The sequence below is a fragment of the Castellaniella sp. S9 genome, from assembly GCF_027257175.1.
Classification (GTDB): Bacteria; Pseudomonadota; Gammaproteobacteria; order Burkholderiales; family Burkholderiaceae_B; genus Castellaniella.
Genome location: NZ_JAPFGD010000010.1, coordinates 24,589 through 43,620 on the forward strand (window position 1 = coordinate 24,589; position 19,032 = coordinate 43,620).

Annotated in this window: 13 protein-coding genes; 4 read left to right on the top strand and 9 right to left on the bottom strand. The window is 63.4% G+C overall.

The features are described 5' to 3' along the window. Nucleotides 1-2: 2 nt before the first annotated feature. Both OOZ48_RS15655 and OOZ48_RS18590 read right to left on the bottom strand, forming a co-directional pair. A complete protein-coding gene (locus OOZ48_RS15655; RefSeq protein ID WP_269499754.1) occupies nucleotides 3-983 on the bottom strand; it encodes a hypothetical protein in 981 nt (326 codons plus the stop codon). A gap of 479 nt (nucleotides 984-1,462) precedes the next feature. After that, entirely contained in the window at nucleotides 1,463-1,972 is a 510-nt protein-coding gene (locus OOZ48_RS18590) for a transposase (RefSeq protein ID WP_442867600.1), read from the bottom strand. A 565-nt stretch (nucleotides 1,973-2,537) separates the two neighbouring features. On the opposite strand from OOZ48_RS18590, the gene OOZ48_RS15660 reads away from it, so the two are divergent. Beyond that, entirely contained in the window at nucleotides 2,538-5,153 is a 2,616-nt protein-coding gene (locus OOZ48_RS15660; RefSeq protein ID WP_269499755.1) for an AAA family ATPase, read from the top strand. Nucleotides 5,154-5,638: 485 nt separating this feature from the next. On the opposite strand, the gene OOZ48_RS15665 is transcribed toward OOZ48_RS15660, so the two are convergent. From OOZ48_RS15665 to OOZ48_RS15690, 6 genes are all read right to left on the bottom strand, one after another. Next, nucleotides 5,639-7,558: a CHASE2 and HATPase_c domain-containing protein gene (locus OOZ48_RS15665; RefSeq protein WP_269499756.1), complete on the bottom strand. Its 1,920-nt coding sequence runs from the start codon at nucleotides 7,556-7,558 to the stop codon at nucleotides 5,639-5,641. A 10-nt stretch (nucleotides 7,559-7,568) separates the two neighbouring features. Beyond that, nucleotides 7,569-8,693: a FecR domain-containing protein gene (locus tag OOZ48_RS15670; RefSeq protein ID WP_269499757.1), complete on the bottom strand. Its 1,125-nt coding sequence runs from the start codon at nucleotides 8,691-8,693 to the stop codon at nucleotides 7,569-7,571. Continuing rightward, a complete protein-coding gene (locus OOZ48_RS15675) occupies nucleotides 8,690-9,466 on the bottom strand; it encodes a response regulator transcription factor (protein WP_269499758.1) in 777 nt (258 codons plus the stop codon). Before OOZ48_RS15675 ends, OOZ48_RS15670 begins: the two co-directional genes overlap by 4 nt. Then, the gene (locus tag OOZ48_RS15680) at nucleotides 9,463-10,974 is read right to left on the bottom strand and encodes a GGDEF domain-containing protein (RefSeq protein ID WP_269499759.1); all 1,512 of its coding nucleotides are present in this window, start codon (nucleotides 10,972-10,974) and stop codon (nucleotides 9,463-9,465) included. Before OOZ48_RS15680 ends, OOZ48_RS15675 begins: the two co-directional genes overlap by 4 nt. Nucleotides 10,975-11,388: 414 nt before the next feature. Beyond that, nucleotides 11,389-13,455 carry a TRAP transporter permease gene (locus OOZ48_RS15685; protein ID WP_269499760.1) on the bottom strand — a complete coding sequence of 689 codons (2,067 nt, stop codon included), beginning with the start codon at nucleotides 13,453-13,455 and terminating at the stop codon, nucleotides 11,389-11,391. A gap of 115 nt (nucleotides 13,456-13,570) precedes the next feature. Next, a complete protein-coding gene (locus tag OOZ48_RS15690) occupies nucleotides 13,571-14,527 on the bottom strand; it encodes a TAXI family TRAP transporter solute-binding subunit (protein ID WP_269499761.1) in 957 nt (318 codons plus the stop codon). A gap of 199 nt (nucleotides 14,528-14,726) precedes the next feature. Between OOZ48_RS15690 and OOZ48_RS15695 the strand changes: the two genes are divergently transcribed. Then, nucleotides 14,727-15,947 (top strand): YbfB/YjiJ family MFS transporter, encoded by a 1,221-nt coding sequence (locus OOZ48_RS15695; protein WP_269499762.1) that lies wholly within the window; start codon nucleotides 14,727-14,729, stop codon nucleotides 15,945-15,947. Here the strand turns inward: OOZ48_RS15695 and OOZ48_RS15700 are convergent. Next, nucleotides 15,941-16,828, bottom strand: a complete 888-nt coding sequence (locus OOZ48_RS15700) for a pirin family protein (RefSeq protein ID WP_269499763.1) — start codon at nucleotides 16,826-16,828, stop codon at nucleotides 15,941-15,943. The genes OOZ48_RS15695 and OOZ48_RS15700 overlap by 7 nt on opposite strands. Nucleotides 16,829-17,018: 190 nt before the next feature. Between OOZ48_RS15700 and OOZ48_RS15705 the strand changes: the two genes are divergently transcribed. Both OOZ48_RS15705 and fghA read left to right on the top strand, forming a co-directional pair. Continuing rightward, nucleotides 17,019-18,125, top strand: a complete 1,107-nt coding sequence (locus OOZ48_RS15705) for an S-(hydroxymethyl)glutathione dehydrogenase/class III alcohol dehydrogenase (protein ID WP_269499764.1) — start codon at nucleotides 17,019-17,021, stop codon at nucleotides 18,123-18,125. Nucleotides 18,126-18,133: 8 nt separating this feature from the next. Further along, nucleotides 18,134-18,991, top strand: coding sequence for an S-formylglutathione hydrolase (gene fghA, locus OOZ48_RS15710; RefSeq protein ID WP_269499765.1), 858 nt, complete (start codon nucleotides 18,134-18,136; stop codon nucleotides 18,989-18,991). Nucleotides 18,992-19,032: the final 41 nt, after the last annotated feature.

Below are 19,032 nucleotides of genomic sequence, written 5' to 3' on the forward strand. Positions count from 1 at the left end.
GTTCACCTCACAAATAAGTAGGAATAGTCCAGCAAGACGTCGGAGCGTTCTGGATTCAGCGGCTTATCCGGCAAAATCGGCCTGTGCAGATCAATCCGCAATTGTCGAAACCAGATCGCTTGGTAAAACGCCGTCAGACAACCTTCTCTACTGCATTGCAGTTCTTTGGTTAGGCTGGGTAGTAGTGAGAGGAGTGTCTCTGGTGTATCAATAATTTTTTGAACACGGCTAATGACTCGTTCTCTTACTATTGAAGATAAGGCGGTGGGACGTTGTGCCCGTAGGTATAACGTTTGTAGATTGGAGATCACTTGTGTGTCCAGACTCTCGGACGCTACAAAGTGAGTGGTAATCTCTGCATCAGAAAAATACAGTTTTTCGAGGTGATGTCGTAAGGCTAAGGGTTGCCCATTGGTATGGAATGCACCAGTCACGGCGGTTCGGGTTGGAGGCACTTTACGGTCAATAAAGCTTTCATGCGTGGGCTTTACGCTCCAATTCACACAGTATGGACCTCGGTCGTCGTTTAGGAACAACAATAGGTCGCCCAGATAGGGAAATGGCAATCGAACTGAGTCGCCCTCATCAGTTTTAAGCCAAATCACAGGGTGCTTAGATAAGATGTTCAGTCGCTCGGCGACGTCGATAGTGCCTTTAAAAGGCCGCAAGGCCATCAGTTTTGTATCACCGCGACCCGCCAGTGGATGTGGAGCTTCGAGCGTATGAAGCATATGCTGTTCATGGATATCGAAGACATTAGGGTTATAGAGTCCAAGTAAGCATACATGTCGTTCAGGCTGTGACATGAAGTGCAGATCCCGGCCAAGCTTCTTTGAGTACATCGTCGATGGACGGCTTTTGGTGGGCGCCTCGTCACGCGTAGCAAGCATTGCAGGCCGGTACTCAGAGCCCCAGCGCAATTCCAGCTGTCTTGATTCAATCGTTTGAAGCCGCTTTTCGCTAATTAACGCATTGCGCGCCATATCACTCTCCCTGCTCACATATGTTGTGTAGCTTTTCTTAAAAATGGAAACGGGGAATTATTAGGGATGAATTTTTGAAAAAAACCATCCCTCCGATGCTTGACAACACCGTCTGACTCTAGCATCATGTAAATAGGTTCCCGCCTACATACGTCTACTAGAGGTCAGCTCTCTTCGGAAGAAGAGGCTGGCTTTTGTGCAATTCCCGTGAGTTTATTAACTCTATTGCATGTGTGCTCTCCTCATATATCAATCAAAAATAAGCATGGTTACGCGCGTTGCTAGGCGAAGCTCCGCAGCAAATCGAGGCAGTGTCGTACAACAAGCTCAAAAATAGCGCGTTATGTGCAGTAGGCTGGTAGAGCTTGAGTTGGTGAAGCGAATGAATCCCCGACTGCTTACACTTTTTATATTAATCAGACAGGCAGATTAGAAAACAGAGATATGTCCAGTTGACTTGCAATAAGTTTACGCTGGATCTATAGCGTAGGGAAGATGTGCTGTCTAGTCATCTGGGCCATCATCCTCAACAGAAATTCGTTTTTATCTTCATCTAGGACGTGGCCGTATCGCAGTTGGTCAATCTGTTCAAGCAGAGATGACGCAGTTTTTCGATTTACATTGATGCGATTTGCCAGATCAGTCGCCGAAATAAGTGGCCCTCGTGCGCCGGAGGGCTGGGATAGAAGCTGGAAACAATAGAGCCATTTGTCCAGAGGCACGTGTGAGCGAGCTAAGATCGTACGAGTCCTTACCGTGAACACTAAGGGCTTACCTGGATCGGTTCCATTTTCAGGGCTATGCAAGTTTGGGCATCGGTAATAACCAACTGCGCCATCCCTTGTTTGTCGATATATTGGACGCCTGGAGTTACATTCTGGGCAGCAGGGCTGTCCATCCGGCCAACGATACGTTTCTAAAATCTGACGTGCCCGCTCTTCGGCATTGTCTTGGCGGCTATAGAACATAGGTAGAAGCACATCACTCATGGGGTTTCTTGAGGCCTGAACTCATTCCTGTGCGGCTGCATGGCATTGCCTGTACAGAAGTAGGTTAATGCGCGACCGAGTTCAGGTACATATTATTAATATGACATTGACATATCGATGTCAAAATTAATCTACCTTTTTATTCGCCTAGAAATTTCTTTATCGCAGGGTTAAGTTGATATATATATTGACAGTGTGCTGGGAGTTTAAGTGGATATAAAGATAGCACAAGTGGTGCTCTGAAGTGTCCAAAGCAGTAGGCTCATGGTATTCCGCACATAAATTTGTTGTGGGCTGAAGTGGAATTTCCTCATCACAAACCAGCGCCGCCTCATTGCCTAATCATGCGGCCCTAAAGCTCGCGGTGTTGTGGGCCACAGCGTCGCAGATGTCATCAGTACGCCGGAATCGGAACGCTGGTGGCTTGGTACAAAGACGCGGGAACTTTACCGATACAGAGGCCGGGCAGCCGCTTTTTTCGGTCCTCCAGTGGTCGACCGCGACAGTTCCCTAGGCGTGGCACTAGCCTGTATGCTTAGTTCATCTGGGAATTCGGGGGCGAGGCATGGCAATTTATGAGGAAGTGTTGGCCTGGGCAGATAGGCTCCCGCTGTGGCGTCAGGACGCACTGCGGCGCTTGTGTGTTCAAGGAGAATGGGACGAAGCAGATCTTGGTGAAATTCTCGACCTTGCCAAGCAACATCACGGAATTAGCAGCAAACTAGACCCTGCGCCGCAACCGATCCCGTTCGCCAGGGATCATTTTCCCGCTGAGGCGAACCAGGGCGCAACCGTGGTGCTTACGTCCCTGCATACGCTGGTCAACGTTGGGAAAATTCCGAGTGATCAGAACTTGCAGTTCCAATCGCATGGCCTCAACATAGCGTACGGAGGCAACGGCACCGGCAAGTCAGGCTATGCACGCGTGTTGAAGCAGGCCTGCCGCGCCAGGAGCCCTGGCACAGTCTATGCCAATGCCTATGACCCGAACTTTCCGCAGCTCACATCGAGCGCCACCATTGTTTTCGAACTGGATGGTGCCCCGGATCATGCGCTCTGGAGCGCTCAACGCGGCCAGGTCTCTCGGCCCGAACTCAGGGGTATTTCTGTCTTTGATGGCGACTGCGCCCGCCACTACCTGCAGGAGCGGGAAGCTGCCACCTTCCAGCCACTCGCCTTGACCTATCTTCAGCAGTTGGCCAACGGCCTCAGTCAGGCACTGCGTCCGCAGCTTCAGGCGGAGATCGATGGGCTCATGGTGGATGTGACGCCGTTCAACGTTATTTCCGCTGATACCGAAGTGGGCCGGGCCGTGCATCCGATCAGCGCCACAACGGATCTGGTGCGTGCGCACGCATTTGCTGTGCTCACAGTAGACGAGCAGGCAGAGCTTGAGCACCTGCCTCAGGAAATCAGCGAAGCTGATCCCACGGCCAAGGCGATGCTGCTGGACAACGTCGCGACAGAGGTCGACAAGTTGGTCAACGCCATCGGCTCCGCTGCTAGCGTTGTTTCCGATGAAGCGATCAATACCATGCAGTTGGCGCATCAAGGGTTACTGGACGCTGAGGCCGCCGAGCGAGCGGCGTCGGCCTTTCTGCAAACCGAAGATGCTACATCGCTGCTTCCTGGAACGGGCCAAGGCCCCTGGGCGCTCCTGTTTAACGCCGCACGCCAGTATTCAACTGGGGCAGCGTATCCGGGCCAAGCCTTTCCGGCTACTGGAGAAGGTGCACAATGCGTGCTTTGCCAGCAGGAGCTGGCACCGGAAGCGAAAGATCGTTTGCAGCGCTTTGATCACTATATCCGGGACACGGCGTCCGAAGTCGCTCAGACTGCGCGCAACGCTTGGCAACAGATCGTGCGCGACGTTAAACAAGCAACGGTCACGTTTACCGTTCCCCAGGTAGTGTTAGACAGCCTGCGCGGGCGCATAGAGACGCTGCCAGACGATATCCTGACCTTTCAGGAAGATCTGCTCTCTCGCCTTCAATGGCTCAGAACTGCGGTGGAGAGCGGGGAATGGAAAGATAGATCAGCGTACCGCAGCACGAATCCGGCCACTTCAATCGGTTTGGTCGCGGACAACTTGCGTGCTGAGGCGTCCTCCTTGCGCGCAAACCTCGACGCAGAGGTTCTGGCGGCGAAGCGACTTCGCCTGAAGGAACTGGATGCGCGGCGCCTGCTGTGCGAAAACATAGACAGCATTGCCCTGGTGGTCGGTAATCTCGGCCGCCGGGTGAAGCTTCAGAATTGCTTTGACGATATCAGTAACACGCGCCTGATCAGCCTATTTGCGGGACAGCTCGCGAAGACCTACATCAGTGAAACGCTGGCCGACAGGATGAACGGTGAACTCAGGAAGCTTAATCTTTACCATATTCGAGTCGGGGTCCGCTCGATCGGTGAGGCGGGATCAGTACGTCTCGGCATTCTCCTTCCGGACAGTCAGCTCGACCCACACCTTGTGCTCAGCGAGGCTGAGCAGCGTATGTGCTCGCTTGCATATTTTTTCGCGGAACTCCACCAATCGGAATCCTCTTCCGGTATTGTGTTCGACGATCCAGTTTCGAGCCTCGACCACAACCATCGAACAGCCGTGGCCCGAAGAATTGTCGAGGAGTCCGCCGTCAGGCAAGTCATCGTCTTCACCCACGATGCAGTGTTCTTCGGGGATCTGACTACGCTTTGCGATGATGCCGGGCAGGCCCCCAGTGTGAAATCGATCAGCTATCGCGCTGAAGGCCCCGGATACATCGACGCAGGATTGCCCTATGACATGCGACGACACCGTGATCGTATCGAGCAACATCGCGCCGATCACCAGCGGATTGCCGCCAACTTCAACAACCCACCGGGGGGCGAAGAACAGCTTGCGATCCGCAATGCCTACGATGACCTTCGGGTGACGATTGAGGTCGGAATCGAGGACACGATTCTCAATGAAACTGTAGTACGGTTCCGGGACAACATCTCTGTTGGTCGACTCGATGGCGTGATGATCGTGCAGGATATGGAGTACCGCGAGGTTCAACGCCTGCACGATAAGTGTTGCCGAAACGTCCGGGCGCATTCTCACGCTGCGGGTCAGCAGCGTGCGGTGACGCAACCAGACGAGTTGTTGCAGGACATCGATGCAGTGAATGCACTGTTCCGTGAAATCCGCAGACGCAGAGGCTGATAGCGTTCATCGCCCAGCAGCGCCCCCAGCGCGAAGGAACAAATGCTTTGGTGATCAGGAGACGGGGATAATTCGTGCCCGCCTCGTCGCGATGGGCCTAAAAGTGGCAAATCATGGCAGTCGGTGATTATCCTTAGTCCTACCCGCAGAGCACCATCAACCGCGATCATGGATTAGCGACTTTGGATTAGTACGAACTGGTGTGACTCTACTGTTCAGTGTTATGGGCGGTGTTCGACAGACTTTTGTTCAGTGTCGCTGGCAGAGTGAGGTGCAAAACGCTTCTTCGACAGACCTTACTTCGAAATTTCAGAAATGTGTGCCCTATGAGAAACTCGACAGTCTTTATTTCCTCCCTTCACGCAGGGTTGCCATGGCCCCGCCGGCGCCTCACTCCAGATCGGGGTGCCAATCAGCTTGAAGGCTGGAAAGCCTCACGACGGGTTGTCCCAATGGACGAACCAGAAAAGGGACGAGTCTCGAGGCTACGCCGGCAGGCTGATCGTGAATCGCGCGCCCGCGCCCGGACGGCTCTCGCAGCCGACGGACCCGCCGTGGCGCGCCGCCACGGTCTGGACGAAAGCCAGTCCCAGGCCGCTGCCCGCGGGCTTGTTTCCCGTGGCGGAGGCCCGCCAGAAGGGTGTGAACAGGTGCCGGATCTGTTCCGGGGCGATGCCGGGCCCCGTATCCTGGACGTGGATGTGCCAGGCCCGGTCGTCGGATGTCAGGGTGCATTGGATGGCGCCACCGGCGGGGCTGTACAGGATGGCGTTGTCAAGGAGGTTGCCGATGGCGCGGGCCATCAGGTCCCTGTCGATCGACAGGAAGGCCTCGCGCTCGCCGCCGTCGAACTGCAGATCGATGGCGCGTTGCGCCGCCCGGGGCCAGCGCCGGTCGCAGCAGTCCTGGATCAGATCCCGCAAGTCGCAGGCATGGATGTCCAGGGTGGCGGACTCGGCGCGGGCCAATTGGACGAACTGGTCCACCAACCGCAGCGTCGCGTGCGCCTGCCGTTCGATGTGCGCCATGGTGTCAGCCTCGGACCATTGCTGCGGCGCGTCGCGGCGCAATTCGATGGCCGCCAGAATGGTGCTCTGGGGGGAGCGCATGTCATGCGAGATGAAACCCAGGGTTTCCTCCTGGGTCTGGGCGGCCTGTTCCAGGCGCGAGATCGCCCGATGCAGGCGGACCGCTCGCTCGGGCAGCGTGTTGGGACCGGCGTGGCCGCCGGCTTGCGGCTCGTCGCGCAGAGGGATCCGCAGCCGTGCGAGTTCCGCGTCGATGTGCCTGAGCGAGGCTTCCTGGCATCGCCAGCTCCACAGCGGGTAGGCGAGCAGGAGCGCGATTAGGGGACCCGCCGGCGGCAGCCAGTATCGTGCCGATTGCATCAGCAGGGCGTCGAGGGCGAGGAAGACGGCCAATGCCCCCAAGGCGCAGGCCAGGCCCCACCGCGGCGACAGGACACGCAAGCCCAGGCAGACCGGCAGGACGGGCAGGAGCGAGGCCAGCGCCAGGATCAAGGGCGTAGGCAGGCGGATCCACGAGGAGGTCCGCAGGTTTTGCAGGCTGTTGGCGAGGATCTCGACGCCGGCCATCAGGCCGCCGCCGATGGCGGTGGGCAGTCGGTCGCCGAGTCCGGATGCCCAGGCGCCGACCAGCACAATACGGTCACGGAAGACTTCTTCGGGGACCTGGCCGCTCAGTACGGCAGTGTAGGGGTAGAGCACATAGCCACGGCCGGGATCCGCGAACCGGATATGCGAGGGGGTGTCCGGGGCGATGGCCTCGGCCCGCCGCATGGCGTCGGCGTCGCCGGCCACATGTGCCAGCGCCAAGGCGAAATGTGGCAGCGGGGGGCCTTGCGAGAGAGTCCGGCGCAGCTCGATCCAGCGCAGGGTGCCGTCCGGATCGGGCTCGGCGTCGATGCGGCCGATGGCCGCAGCGGCCTGTGCCAGGATGGGCAATGGCTTGATCAGATGCTGTCCGGAGGGGTCCAGGACCTCGGGCAGGACCACGCGGCCGTGCCGGGCAATGGCCTGCGCGAGGATGTCGTCGTCATCCGGACGGGCAGGATGCGGATCGGACAGGATGAGGTCCAGCCCGACGACCCGCGCAGGCCCCAGGCGCTCGAGCAGCGCCGCATGGATCGAACGTCGCCAGGGCCAATACCCCAAGGATTCGATGCTGGCATCGTCGATGGCAATGATGACGATGTCGCGGCTGGCGGCCGGTGGCGCCGTCGCCTGCATGCTGAGGTCGTAGCTGAGGCGGTTGATCTCGCGAATGACGGGCAGCTTGCTCCAGAGGGACAGCAGGATGGCCAGCAGGGCCAGGCTGATGGTAAAGCCCAGCCACTCAGCCCATAGGCGCCGATGCAGGCCAGGGTGGCTGAGGCGGCTGGGCACGGTCGCTGGTTCAGAAGGCCTGCAGGGCGACGGGTGTGCCGTCGGTACTCAACACCGCCAGACCATCGGCGCTGGTCAGGCCGGCCTGCAGGCGCAGGGCGATGGATGCGTCCCGGCCTTCGATCCCGAGATCGTCTATGGCGCGCACGAATACGTGGTACAGGCCGCCCAGGGCCGGCAGCCGTATCGGCGGTCCGGCGAAGCGCTGGCTGTGCGCCAGCAAGGCGCCGTCGGCATCCTTGGACGCCCGGATGTGGTAGCGGACCGCTCCGGGGATCTCGGGGAAGTCCAGCATCCTGTCGGGGCCCGCGTCCTGTGCCGCCGGCAAGCGAGGGGCGGGCAGCAGGGGGCGGGCGCCCCGAAAGGTGCCGTCTTCGTCGTAGGCCATGCCTTGGTTGGCCTCGATGCGTTGCTCGGCCTGCCCCGCGCCGCCGCTCACGGCGGCGCGGCCGTGCAGGGTCTCGTGGCGCGATCCGCCGGCATCCGCGTGGACCCGCAGGCGCGTGCCCCGCACCCCCGTGACGGTGGCCGGCGTGCGGACCTCGAACCGCCCGACCCCGGTGTCCTCGGGCGCGACGATGGTTTCGATGGAGCCCTGGCGGATATCGAGCCGGGTGTCCGTCAGACCGGTGTCCCGGAAGGCCCGGGCATGGCCGACCTTCAGCTCGGTGCCCGGTGCCAGCGTCAGCAGGCTGCCGTCCTCTAGTTGCAGGGTGGCCGTGCCCCTGCCGGTGCTGCGCAAGACCTGGCCGTCCGCCAGTGTTTGGCCCTCGTGTACGGGACGGCCGTCCAGCGTGACCGTGCCGGTGAGGTGGATCACGCGCATGTCCGCGGGCCGTTCAGGGATGAGGGCGAAGGGGATGCGCAGCACGGCGCCGATCGGCAAGGCGTACGGATCCTGGACCTGATTCAGGTTCTGCAAGGTCGTCCAGTGGGCGGATTGCGACGTGTAGCGGCGGGCGAGCTGCTCGAGCGTGTCGCCGGCCTGCACCTGGTAGAGGAAATCCTCGCCGCGGGCGCCCAGGGGCTGGGCCGGCGCCGCGAGGGGCAGGGCCAGGGCCGCGCACAGCAGGCCCAGCCGCAAGCCATGCAGGCACGGGAACCGGAGAGGCAGGGGATGCTCGGTGGGGATCATGATTCGGACTGGAGAGGGGACAGGAGTTCGAGTCGGTAGCCCAGCGCGTAGGACGCGCTCAATAGCGCGCCGCGGCTCGGGCCGAGCTGAAGCTTTTTGCGGATGTTGGACAGGTGCGTATCCAGTGTGCGCGAGGTGCTGGGTACTTCACGGTTCCACACCAGGGCGCTGAGGTCGTCGCGCGAGAACAGCCGCCACGGATGGCGCAGGAACAATGCGGCCAGATCGAATTCCTTGGGGGTCAGGGGGATGGGTTCGCCCCGCAGGCGGATCTGCCGGGACGCCACCTCGACGGTGAAGTCCCCCAGCGCGAAGTCCGACTCGAGCGGCGTCGCGTGCCGGTTTCGGCGCAGCAGGGCGCCGATGCGCGCCAGCAGCTCGGCCGGCCGCAGGGGCTTGCCGATATAGTCGTCGGCGCCGGCGTTCAAGCCCTGGACGATGTCGTTTTCATGCGTGCGGTTGGTGACGAACATGACCGGAAGGGATTGGCCGCGATTTGCGCGGATCCAGTGCAGCACCTCGATGCCGTCGATTCCCGGCAGCTCCCAATCCAGCAGGACCAGCCGGAAGGGCGCATGGCCGCGCAAGGCGGCGAGCAGTGCATTGCCTTCAGCGAAGTGTTGGCAGGCGAAGCCGGCGTTGGACAGAATCTGCCGTATCCGCTCGGCCATGATGATGTCGTCCTCGAGCACAGCGATGGCCTCAGCCGAGGATGCAGGGGCGTTTGCAAGCCCTGGCGGGCCGGCGCTGTGGTCATGGGTGGGGCCGTTCATGGTGCCTCTTGTGCCTTATTGTGCGGGTGCGGCGGTGCCGCCGAAGGACGTGGAAGGGCTTCGGACGGCGGTTCGGCCTCGGTCTCGTAATCGCGTACTCGATTGCCTCCTGCGTGCTTTGCCCGGTACATCGCCTGGTCAGCATACGCCAAAAGCGCATCCAGGGGCGCGGCCAGCGCCTGGGACACATGAATGCTGCCGATGCTGACGGTGATGCGCAAGGGGCCGCTGCGGGCGGGCAGGATCTCGGCCGCCGCCACGCGGGTGCGCAGCCGCTCGGCGATCTCCACGGTGTCCTGCCGCGTGGCCTCGGGCAACAGCAGGGCGAACTCCTCGCCTCCCATCCGGCCGCATAAGTCGTGTGGCCGGGCGGCCTCGCGGATGGTGCGTGCGAACTCGCGCAATACCCGGTCGCCCGCTGGATGCCCGTGGGTGTCGTTCACGCGTTTGAAGTCGTCGATGTCCAGCACCAGCAGGCCGCAGCCTTTCGAGCCCGGCTGGATGCCGTGCAGGTGTGTCTGCGCATCGCGCATGAAGGCCTGGCGCGACAGTGTCTTCGTCAATGCATCGTGGTCCAGCGCCCTGCGCTGGGCCTCGATGGTGTCGCTGCGGGCGGCCAGGACGCCGGAGACCAGCAGCGGCGCGCCCACCAGCAACAGGACGCCCAGCCTCAGCGAGGCGAAGTCCCACGGCCGGCCCTGGGCGAGCAGGGCTTCGGCGCCGACGGGTATCCAGCCGTGGGCAATGCCCAGGGTGACGATGACGGCCGTGGCCGATGCCAGCCACGCCGTGGCCCATGGGCGCAGGATGAGCGCGGCGTACAGGAGGGCGGGAACCGGAAAGATCACTGCGCCGGGGCCGCCAATCAGCACGCATAGCGCCAGGCTGCCGATCAGCGCGATGATCGGTGGCAGTTCGCTGGCGAGCCGTCCGGGTGAGGCCGCCGGGCCATTGGGCTTGGCCTTTGTGCCGGCGGCGCGCCGGGGGAGCAGCAGGATCGGGGGCAGGAAGGCGCTATAGCTCAGCAGTTGCCCAAAGAACCAGTTGGCGGCCGTTGGCGCCCACCCGGCGCCGTGAGGCAGGAGGGTCAGGGCAATGGCCGCGTTCGTGGCGGCCGCGACGATTCCGGCCGACAACAGACGCGCGATGGCCCGCGGGGTGCGCAGGTCCTCCGGCGCTCCGAAGGGTGCCAGGATGTGCCAGGCGACCAAGGTGCCGGACAGGTCGGCCAAGCCGTGCGACAGTGCCAGGGACAGGGGTTCGCCCCAGAGGATGTTGGCGAGCGTCAGGCCGGACAGAATGCCGGCCCAGGCCGACGGGATGGCCAAGGCCGGATAACGCAGCAGCAGAGCGGCCAGCAGTGCATTGGCGGGCCACAGGATGGCCAGGCTGTCGCCGGTACGCGAGGCAAGACCGAGGATGGCCAGCAAAAAAGCGACGGCCGTAACCACGACTGCCAGGGCTGTGTGCTGTCCGCGGCGAGGCCAGCGGCGGAATGCCGGATGCATGTCTCAGATCGGGTGGGGATGAATAGCTCGTAATCGAATTTATCAGAGTGCTCCCAAGTCATACTGTTCAATGACAATATTTAATAATTCTATGGTGCGGTCGCCCTGTCCATGAAGAGCGATGCAATGGTTTTTGCAATTCTTGAATAGTCCAGCCCGGATGCCGATGGAATAATGCTTACGATTGTGTAATGAAGTGGATCCATGCGCATGGTAGACGGTACGAACGACGATCAGGCTTTTAGGGCGGACCGGCCCAGGTGTCAGGAGGCTCCCGTTTCGCAGCGTGACCTGCAAGCGTGTGACGAATGGCTGATCCGCAATGTGCGGGTCTGCTCCCGACAGGAATATCTACGCTACCGGGAGTATCTGATACGCAGAGGTCATTCGTTTGAATGATGGGCGCATCCAGCGCTAGGAGGCGTTGCCCGAGCCGGACGTACCGCGCGCCGCGCGCCGAGACCCCGCCCAATGCAGGGCCAGGGCGGCGGCGGCCAGGCCGAAGCCGATGCCGTTGGCGATCGGCCCCGGATAGACCAGGATGAAGCCCGAGACAATGAATATCCAGCGCTCGAACCTCGAGGTGCGCGTCAGCAGCCAGCCCTGGAATCCCACCGCCAGGGCGAATATCCCGGTGGCGGCCGTGGCGGTGGTGCGCAGGATCTCCCAGACGTTGGCGTGCGCCAGGGCCTTGGTCGAGCCCATCAGCAGCAGGCTTTGGCCGCCCGGATCCAGCACGAAAATGAACGGCACCAGAAAGGCCGGGATGGTGTATTTCCAGCACTGCATGGTGGTCTTGTAGGGGTCGCCGCCGGTGATGGCCGAGGCCGCGAAGGGCGACAGCGCCGTCGGCGGCGAGACCTCCGAGAGCACCGCGTAATAAAAAATGAACATGTGCGCGGCGAAGTCCGGCACCCCGAGCTTGATCAGGGCCGGCGCGGTGATGACCGCGCAGATGATGTACGAGGCGGTCACGGGCACCGCCAGGCCGATGATCCAGACCACCAGGGCGGTGTAGACGGCGGTCAGCAGCAGCGAGCCGCCCGCGTAGTCGATGACGATCCCGCTGAATTTCAGGCCCAGGCCGGTCAGGGTCACCACCCCCACGATGATCCCCGCCCCGGCGCAGGTGGTGCCCACGCCCAGCATGCCTACCGAACCGGCCTTCAGCGCCTGGATCAGCGGCGAGCCCAGCAGGTGTTCCTTGATCGAACCCCGGCCGCGGAACAGGTCGTAGGGAATCATCGAGGTGTCGGGGCGCAGCAGACTGGTGAGGAAGGACACGACGGTGGCCCAGAACACCGACAGGACCGGCGAGAATCCCCACAGCATGAACGCCACGATCGAGATCAGCGACAGGAAGTGGAACCAGTAGTGGCGGGTGAGGTTCCAGACGGTGTCGACCTTTTTGAAGATCGTGCTGCTCATGCCGTACTTGCGCACATCGATTTCGACCATGAAGAACAGCGCCAGGTAGAACAGCGCCGTCGGCAGGATCGCCATCATGAGGACGTCGAGGTACGAGATCTGCAGGAACTCGGCGATGATGAAGGCCGCCGCACCCATGACGGGCGGCGAGATGATGGCGCCCAGGCCTCCGGCGGCCAGCAGGCCGCCGGCCGCGTTGCGGTCGTAGCCGACCTTGGCCAGCATGGGCCAGGCCACCGTGCCCAGGGTCACCGTGGTCGCCACGCCCGAGCCCGACGGGCCGCCCAGCAGGAAGGAGGCCAGCACCACGGTGCGTCCCGCCCCCGCGGGCTTGCCGCCCATGGCCGAGAACGAAAAGTCGATGTAGAACTTGCCCGCGCCCGAGTACTGCAGGAAGGCGCCGAATATGGTGAACAGGATGATCAGCGAGGACGAGACGTCGACGGCCACCCCGTAGATGCCTTCGAGCGTCATGTACATGAAACCCACGATGCGGCCGAGGTCGTAGCCCCGGTGCGTCCAGGGATGGGGCAGGTACGGACCCAGAAAGGCGTACAGCAGGAAGCAGATCGAGATGACGGGCAGTATCCAGCCGATGGTGCGGCGCATGCCCTCGAGCACCAGCAGGATCAGCGCCGTGCCGAAGAATATGTCCCAGCCGTTGGGCAGCGTGTTGCGGTCGGTGAAGTCGTCGCCGCCCTGGATCAGGTAGACGACGATGGCGACCGACAGCAGGGCGATGATCCAGTCCCACCACATGACGCGGTGCCGGAAACGGCGGGCGGCGGGAAACATCAGGAAGGTCAGGAACAGCACGAAGCCCACGTGTATCGGGCGCAGCGTCTGCGTGGGCACGATGGAGTAGGCGGCATACAGGTGAAACAGGGACATGACCACCGCGACGGTGCCCAGGGCGGCGCCGAGCCAGCCGGTCAGGCGGTTGGCGGCGCCTTCTTCCTCCTCGATGTAGTGTTCGGCCTTGCGCAGGGCCTCTTCGCTGACGGTGACGTCCTGATCGGTGGCGGGCTTGCTGTGTGCTGCTGGTTCGTTCATCCGATGTCTTCCGATGGGGCCGGGCCGCTGCGGGCCCTTGTCGCGTCGTGGATGCGAGCCGAAAAAGACGCCTCCCGGCCGCCGTCATGGGGCCGGGGGAGCGAGGGCGGCGGCGTCAATCAAAGGCCTTGATGCCGTGTTCCTTGTAGTATTTGATGGCGCCGGGATGGAAGGGGATGGGAGACGATTCGGGCGATTGCTTGTCCAGCTTGAACTCGGCCGTGGCCTTGTGCACGGCGATCAATTCGTCGCGGCTCTCGAAGAGCGTCTTGACGATGTCATAGGCGGTCTGGTCGCTCATGGAGGCGTTCGCCACCAGGATGTTCATCACGCTGGCCTGCTGGTTGTCCTTGTCCATGCCGTGATAGACGGATTTCGGGATGACGTCCTTGACGTACAGCTTGCCGTACTTTTCGTTCATCGCCGTGACCAGGTCGGCATTGTCGATCATCTTGATCGTGGTGCCCGGGGTGTTGGCCAGGTCGGTCACCGCGCCCGTGGGCAGGCCGCCCACCCAGAAGAACGCATCGATCTTGTTGTCCTTGAGGGCGTTAACCGACTCGGCGACGCTCAGGCGCTCGCGCGTGACGTCCTTGGACAGGCCGGCGGCCTCGAGCATGCGCAGCGCCATGACCTCGGTGGCGCTGCCCGGCGAGCCCGAGGAGATCCGGCGGCCCTTGAGATCGGCGATCGTATTGATGTCGCGGCCTTCGACGGTCACCAGGTGCAGGTGGTTGGGATACAGCGATGCCAGGGTGCGTACGGGTTCCTCCTTGCCCTTGAACTTGTTTTCCCCCTTGTAGGCATCCTGCGCCGCGTCGGCCATGGAAAAACCGATGTAGGTCGCGTCGTTGCTGAGGAGCTTCAGGTTGTCGACGGAGCCGCCCGTGACCTCGGCGGTGGCCTCCATGCCGGCGACTTTCTTGGACAGCAGGGAGGCGAGGCCGCCGCCGACCGGGTAATAGACGCCGCCGGTGCCGCCTGTGGCGATGGAAATGTTTTCCGCCACGGCAGGCTGCAGGGCGGCGAGCGACAGGCTCAGGCCTAGGGCAAACAGCTTCACAGGGTTCACGGTGGTCTCCTTGTGGTGATATCGCGCCGGTTGGCGCAATTCGTTCTTATGCACGCGCCGATGTGGGCGGCCCGGCCCTCAGGTTTAACCTTAGGGGCGCGGATGCGTCAATTGGCGTTTTACCAGAGCCAGGCAGTCTTGCGGGTCGATGAGGAGCGCCACTAGTATGGCGGTGTCGTCCATTCGAGCCCACTTTCCCATGTCCATGACGGATGCCGCCTTTGCGGACGGCGACGGCGCCTCGCCCCACCGGGTCCTGTGCGCCGGCATTTGTGCCCTGATCCTCACCGTCGGGCTGGCCCGCTTTGCCTATACGCCGCTGCTGCCGGTCATGCGTGCCGAGGCGGGCCTGTCCTACCTGGCGGGCGGCTGGCTGGCGACGTTCAATTATGTGGGCTATCTGGCGGGGGTGCTGATCGCCGCCGGCGTGACCGACATGCGCCGCAAGTACGTTCTGTATCGCCTGGGGCTGATCGTGGCGGCGCTCAGCACCGCCGCCATGGGCTGGACCAGTGACGTCGGCACCTGGGCCCTGCTGCGGCTGCTTGGGGGGATGTCCGGTGCCGCGGGCATGCTGCTCGCCTCGGGCCTGGTCCTGGACTGGTTGATGCGCAATGGCCATCGCGCCGAGCTCGGCCTGCATTTCACGGGCCTGGGGCTGGGCATCATGGTCTCGGGCATCGCCGTCAACCTGATGCTGGACCGGCTCGATTGGGCGCAGCAATGGGTGGCCTTGGGCGTGCTGGGGGCGGCGTTCCTCGTGCCGGCATGGCTGTGGGTGCCCGCGCCGACCGGCATGGACACGCAACCGGCGGCCGTGGACGCCAAGCCGGCATCGGCGTCGCCGCCGTCGAGGCGCTGGATGGCTTTGTTGCTGGGCGCGTACTTCTGCGCCGGCTTCGGCTACGTCGTCAGCGCGACCTTCATCGTCGCCATTGTCGAGAAAATGCCCTTGCTTGCCGGGCGGGGCGTCTGGCTGTGGGTGGCCGTCGGCCTGGCAGCGGTGCCCTCCAGTCTATTGTGGGACCGCATCGCCCAGCGGACCGGCACCCTGCGGGCGCTGATCCTGGGATTCGGCCTGCAGACGGTCTCGATCCTGTTGCCGGTGCTGACGCAGGATCCCTGGCTGAACCTGCTCAGCGCCTTGCTGTATGGGGGCACGTGCATCGGCCTGGTCAGCCTGACGCTGACCTTGATCGGCCGGCGCTTCCCGGGGAACTCCTCAAAGGCCATGGCCAAGCTCACCATCAGCTACGGGATCGCCCAGATCGTCGCCCCCGCCATCGCCGGAGGCATCGCCGCGGCCACCGGCAGCTATCGGGGCGCCCTGGTCATTGCCGTGCTGGTGATGGGGGTGGGCATGCTGTTGGTGATGGCCCTGCACGCGCTCGAGCGGCGCTTGGGGTCGGCGCCTCAGTAGCCCGGCGGCAGCGCCGGCGCCGTCAGCCGCGCGCCATCGAAGCCCGGGACGTCGCCGAACCGCGGGTCGCCGCTTTCCCAGTCGCGCTGGGCCTGGATGATGTGGGCGCGATCATGGGCCACGAAATTCCACCACATGTGCACGTTGTGCGGGAAAGGTTCGCCGCCCACCAGGATGGCGCGCGCGGCGGGCGCCAGTACCAGTGTGCAGCGCTCGCGGCCGCCGCCGAGGTATGCGAGCTCGTCGGCCGCGAAGGTCTGGCCGTCGATCGAGACCGCGCCTTCGAGCACCATGAGACCGTATTCGAAGTCCGGCTCCAGGGCGGGCTTCAAGGTTGCGCCCGACACGCTGTGCAGGTCCAGGCCCACCAGCGGCGAGTACAGCCGGGTCGGCGCCTGGTGCTTTCCCCACGACCCGGCGAGCAGGGTGCAGTCGCAGCCGGCCTCGGACCAGCGTGGCAGGTCCGGGTAGTGGTCGAAGGCGGGCGGACAGTCCCAGTGGTCCTCGGGCAGGGCGATCCACAATTGTGCCGCGTGCAGGACCGTTTCCCCGGCCGGCGACTCCTCGGTATGGGCGATACCGCGCCCGGCCGTCATCAGGTTGACCTGGCCGGGGCGTATCGTCTGGACGTTGCCGAGGCTGTCGCGGTGCAGGACCTCGCCCTCGATCATCCAGGTGAAGGTCTGCAGGCCGATGTGCGGGTGCGGGCCGACGCGCATGCCGCCGCCGGGCGCAAACGAGGCCGGGCCGGCGTGATCGAGGAAGCACCAGGCGCCTATCATGCGGCGATGGCGCGACGGCAGCAGGCGGTTGACCATGAGGGCGCCGCCGATCTCGGCGGTACGGGCGGCGATGCGCAGGAAGGGGGCGGGCTCGGCCATGGCGTCTCCTGGTGCGGTGCGGGCAGTGGCCTAGCATAGCACCGCCGGCAGGGGCGATCCGGGCCGTCCGGCGCCGCACGGCCCGGCTGGCGGGCGCGCTGGCGCATTCCGCGCGAACCTGCTACGGTAGGCCGCTTGAGCGGCCTCGCGCCAGGATTCGCGCGACCGCGCGTCGTCAGGAGCCCTATCCATGAAAACCAAAGCAGCCGTCGCCTGGAAGGCCGGCGAACCCCTCACCATCGAAGACGTCGACCTCCAGGGCCCCAAGGCCTTCGAGGTTCTCGTCGAGGTCAAGGCCACGGGGATCTGCCATACCGACTACTACACGCTGTCGGGCGCCGACCCCGAGGGCCTGTTTCCCGCCATCCTGGGACACGAGGGGGCGGGCGTCGTCCTCGAGGTGGGGCCGGGCGTGACCACCCTCAAGCCCGGCGACCATGTGATCCCGCTCTATACCCCCGAGTGCCGGCAGTGCAAGTCCTGCCTGTCGCGCAAGACCAATCTCTGCACGGCCATCCGGGCGACCCAGGGCAAGGGCCTGATGCCCGACGGCACCTCGCGCTTCAGCATCGACGGCCGCCCCTTGCACCATTACATGGGCACGTCGACCTTCGCCAATCACATCGTGGTCCCCGAGATCGCGCTGGCCAAGGTGCGCGAGGACGCGCCGTTCGACAAGATCTGCTACATCGGCTGCGGCGTGACCACCGGCCTGGGCGCCGTGCTGTTCACCGCCCAGGTCGAGGCCGGCGCCAATGTGGTGGTGTTCGGCCTGGGCGGGATCGGATTGAACGTCATCCAGGGCGCGCGGATGGTGGGCGCGGGCAAGATCATCGGTGTGGATCTCAATCCCGCGCGCGAGGCCATGGCGCGCCAGTTCGGCATGACGGACTTCGTCAATCCCGCCGAGGTGGACAACGTCGTCGAGGCGATCATCGCCCTGACCGACGGGGGCGCCGATTATTCCTTCGAGTGCATCGGCAACACGCAGGTCATGCGCCAGGCGCTGGAATGCTGCCATCGCGGCTGGGGCCAGTCCATCATCATCGGCGTGGCCGAGGCGGGCGCGGAAATCTCGACGCGGCCGTTCCAGCTCGTCACGGGCCGGGTCTGGAAGGGCACCGCTTTCGGCGGGGCGCGCGGGCGCACCGATGTGCCCCGCATCGTGGACTGGTACATGGAAGGCCGGGTCAACATCGACGACCTGATCACTCATACCTTGCCGCTGGATCGGATCAACGAGGGCTTCGATCTCATGAAGCGCGGCGAGTCCATCCGTTCCGTGGTCATGTATTAGGGGGCCGCATGCTTGAATTGACCGGTGCGCACCGCGCCTTCGGCGGCGAGCAGCGCTTCTATCGCCATGATTCGACCGCCATCGGCCTGCCAATGCGCTTTTCCGCATTCGTCCCGCCGCAGGCGGCTTGCGGCGGCCCGGTGCCGACGCTGTTCTACCTCGCCGGCCTGACCTGCACCGAGGAGACCTTTCCGATCAAGGCGGGCGCGCAGCGCCTGGCCGCCGATCTGGGCCTGATGCTGATCGCCCCCGACACCAGCCCGCGCGGCGCGGGCGTGCCGGGCGAGGACGCGGACTGGGACCTGGGCACCGGTGCCGGGTTCTACCTGGACGCGACCGAGGGCGAGTGGGCGCGCGCCTATCGCATGGAAAGCTATGTCGCGAGGGAACTCGCGGACCTGGCCGTCGGCCAGTTGGGCGCCGATGGCGCGCGCCTGGGGATTTTCGGCCACTCGATGGGCGGCCATGGCGCCCTGGTGCTGGCGCTGCGCCATCCGGGCCGTTTCCACAGCGTGTCGGCCTTCGCGCCGATCGCCGCCCCCAGCCGCTGTCCCTGGGGGCGCAAGGCATTCACGGCCTACCTGGGCGTCGACGAATCGCGCTGGGCGGGCTACGATGCCTCGTCGCTGATGCGGGACACGAGGTGCCCCTACCCCGAGGGCATCCTGATCGACCAGGGACTGGCCGACGGTTTCCTGCATGATGGACAATTGCTGCCCGAGGTGTTCGAGCAGGCTTGCCGGGATGCCGGCCAGCCCTTGACACTCAGGCGCCACGAAGGCTACGACCACGGTTATTATTTCATTGCTTCGTGGATCGATGATCATTTGCGATTTCATGCGCGGGCCCTGGGGATCGAGAGGTGAACCGGGCGCCTGCTGAATAGCGCAGGCGGGCTTTTTTTGGG

What these genes read in the sequence shown, in the direction of transcription:
- OOZ48_RS15655 (WP_269499754.1), bottom strand. Translation starts at nt 983, where the DNA reads ATGGCGCGCAATGCGTTAATTAGCGAAAAGCGGCTTCAAACGATTGAA.
- OOZ48_RS18590 (WP_442867600.1), bottom strand. Translation starts at nt 1,972, where the DNA reads ATGAGTGATGTGCTTCTACCTATGTTCTATAGCCGCCAAGACAATGCC.
- OOZ48_RS15660 (WP_269499755.1), top strand. Translation starts at nt 2,538, where the DNA reads ATGGCAATTTATGAGGAAGTGTTGGCCTGGGCAGATAGGCTCCCGCTG.
- OOZ48_RS15670 (WP_269499757.1), bottom strand. Translation starts at nt 8,693, where the DNA reads ATGATCCCCACCGAGCATCCCCTGCCTCTCCGGTTCCCGTGCCTGCAT.
- OOZ48_RS15675 (WP_269499758.1), bottom strand. Translation starts at nt 9,466, where the DNA reads ATGAACGGCCCCACCCATGACCACAGCGCCGGCCCGCCAGGGCTTGCA.
- OOZ48_RS15680 (WP_269499759.1), bottom strand. Translation starts at nt 10,974, where the DNA reads ATGCATCCGGCATTCCGCCGCTGGCCTCGCCGCGGACAGCACACAGCC.
- OOZ48_RS15685 (WP_269499760.1), bottom strand. Translation starts at nt 13,455, where the DNA reads ATGAACGAACCAGCAGCACACAGCAAGCCCGCCACCGATCAGGACGTC.
- OOZ48_RS15695 (WP_269499762.1), top strand. Translation starts at nt 14,727, where the DNA reads ATGTCCATGACGGATGCCGCCTTTGCGGACGGCGACGGCGCCTCGCCC.
- OOZ48_RS15700 (WP_269499763.1), bottom strand. Translation starts at nt 16,828, where the DNA reads ATGGCCGAGCCCGCCCCCTTCCTGCGCATCGCCGCCCGTACCGCCGAG.
- OOZ48_RS15705 (WP_269499764.1), top strand. Translation starts at nt 17,019, where the DNA reads ATGAAAACCAAAGCAGCCGTCGCCTGGAAGGCCGGCGAACCCCTCACC.
- fghA (WP_269499765.1), top strand. Translation starts at nt 18,134, where the DNA reads ATGCTTGAATTGACCGGTGCGCACCGCGCCTTCGGCGGCGAGCAGCGC.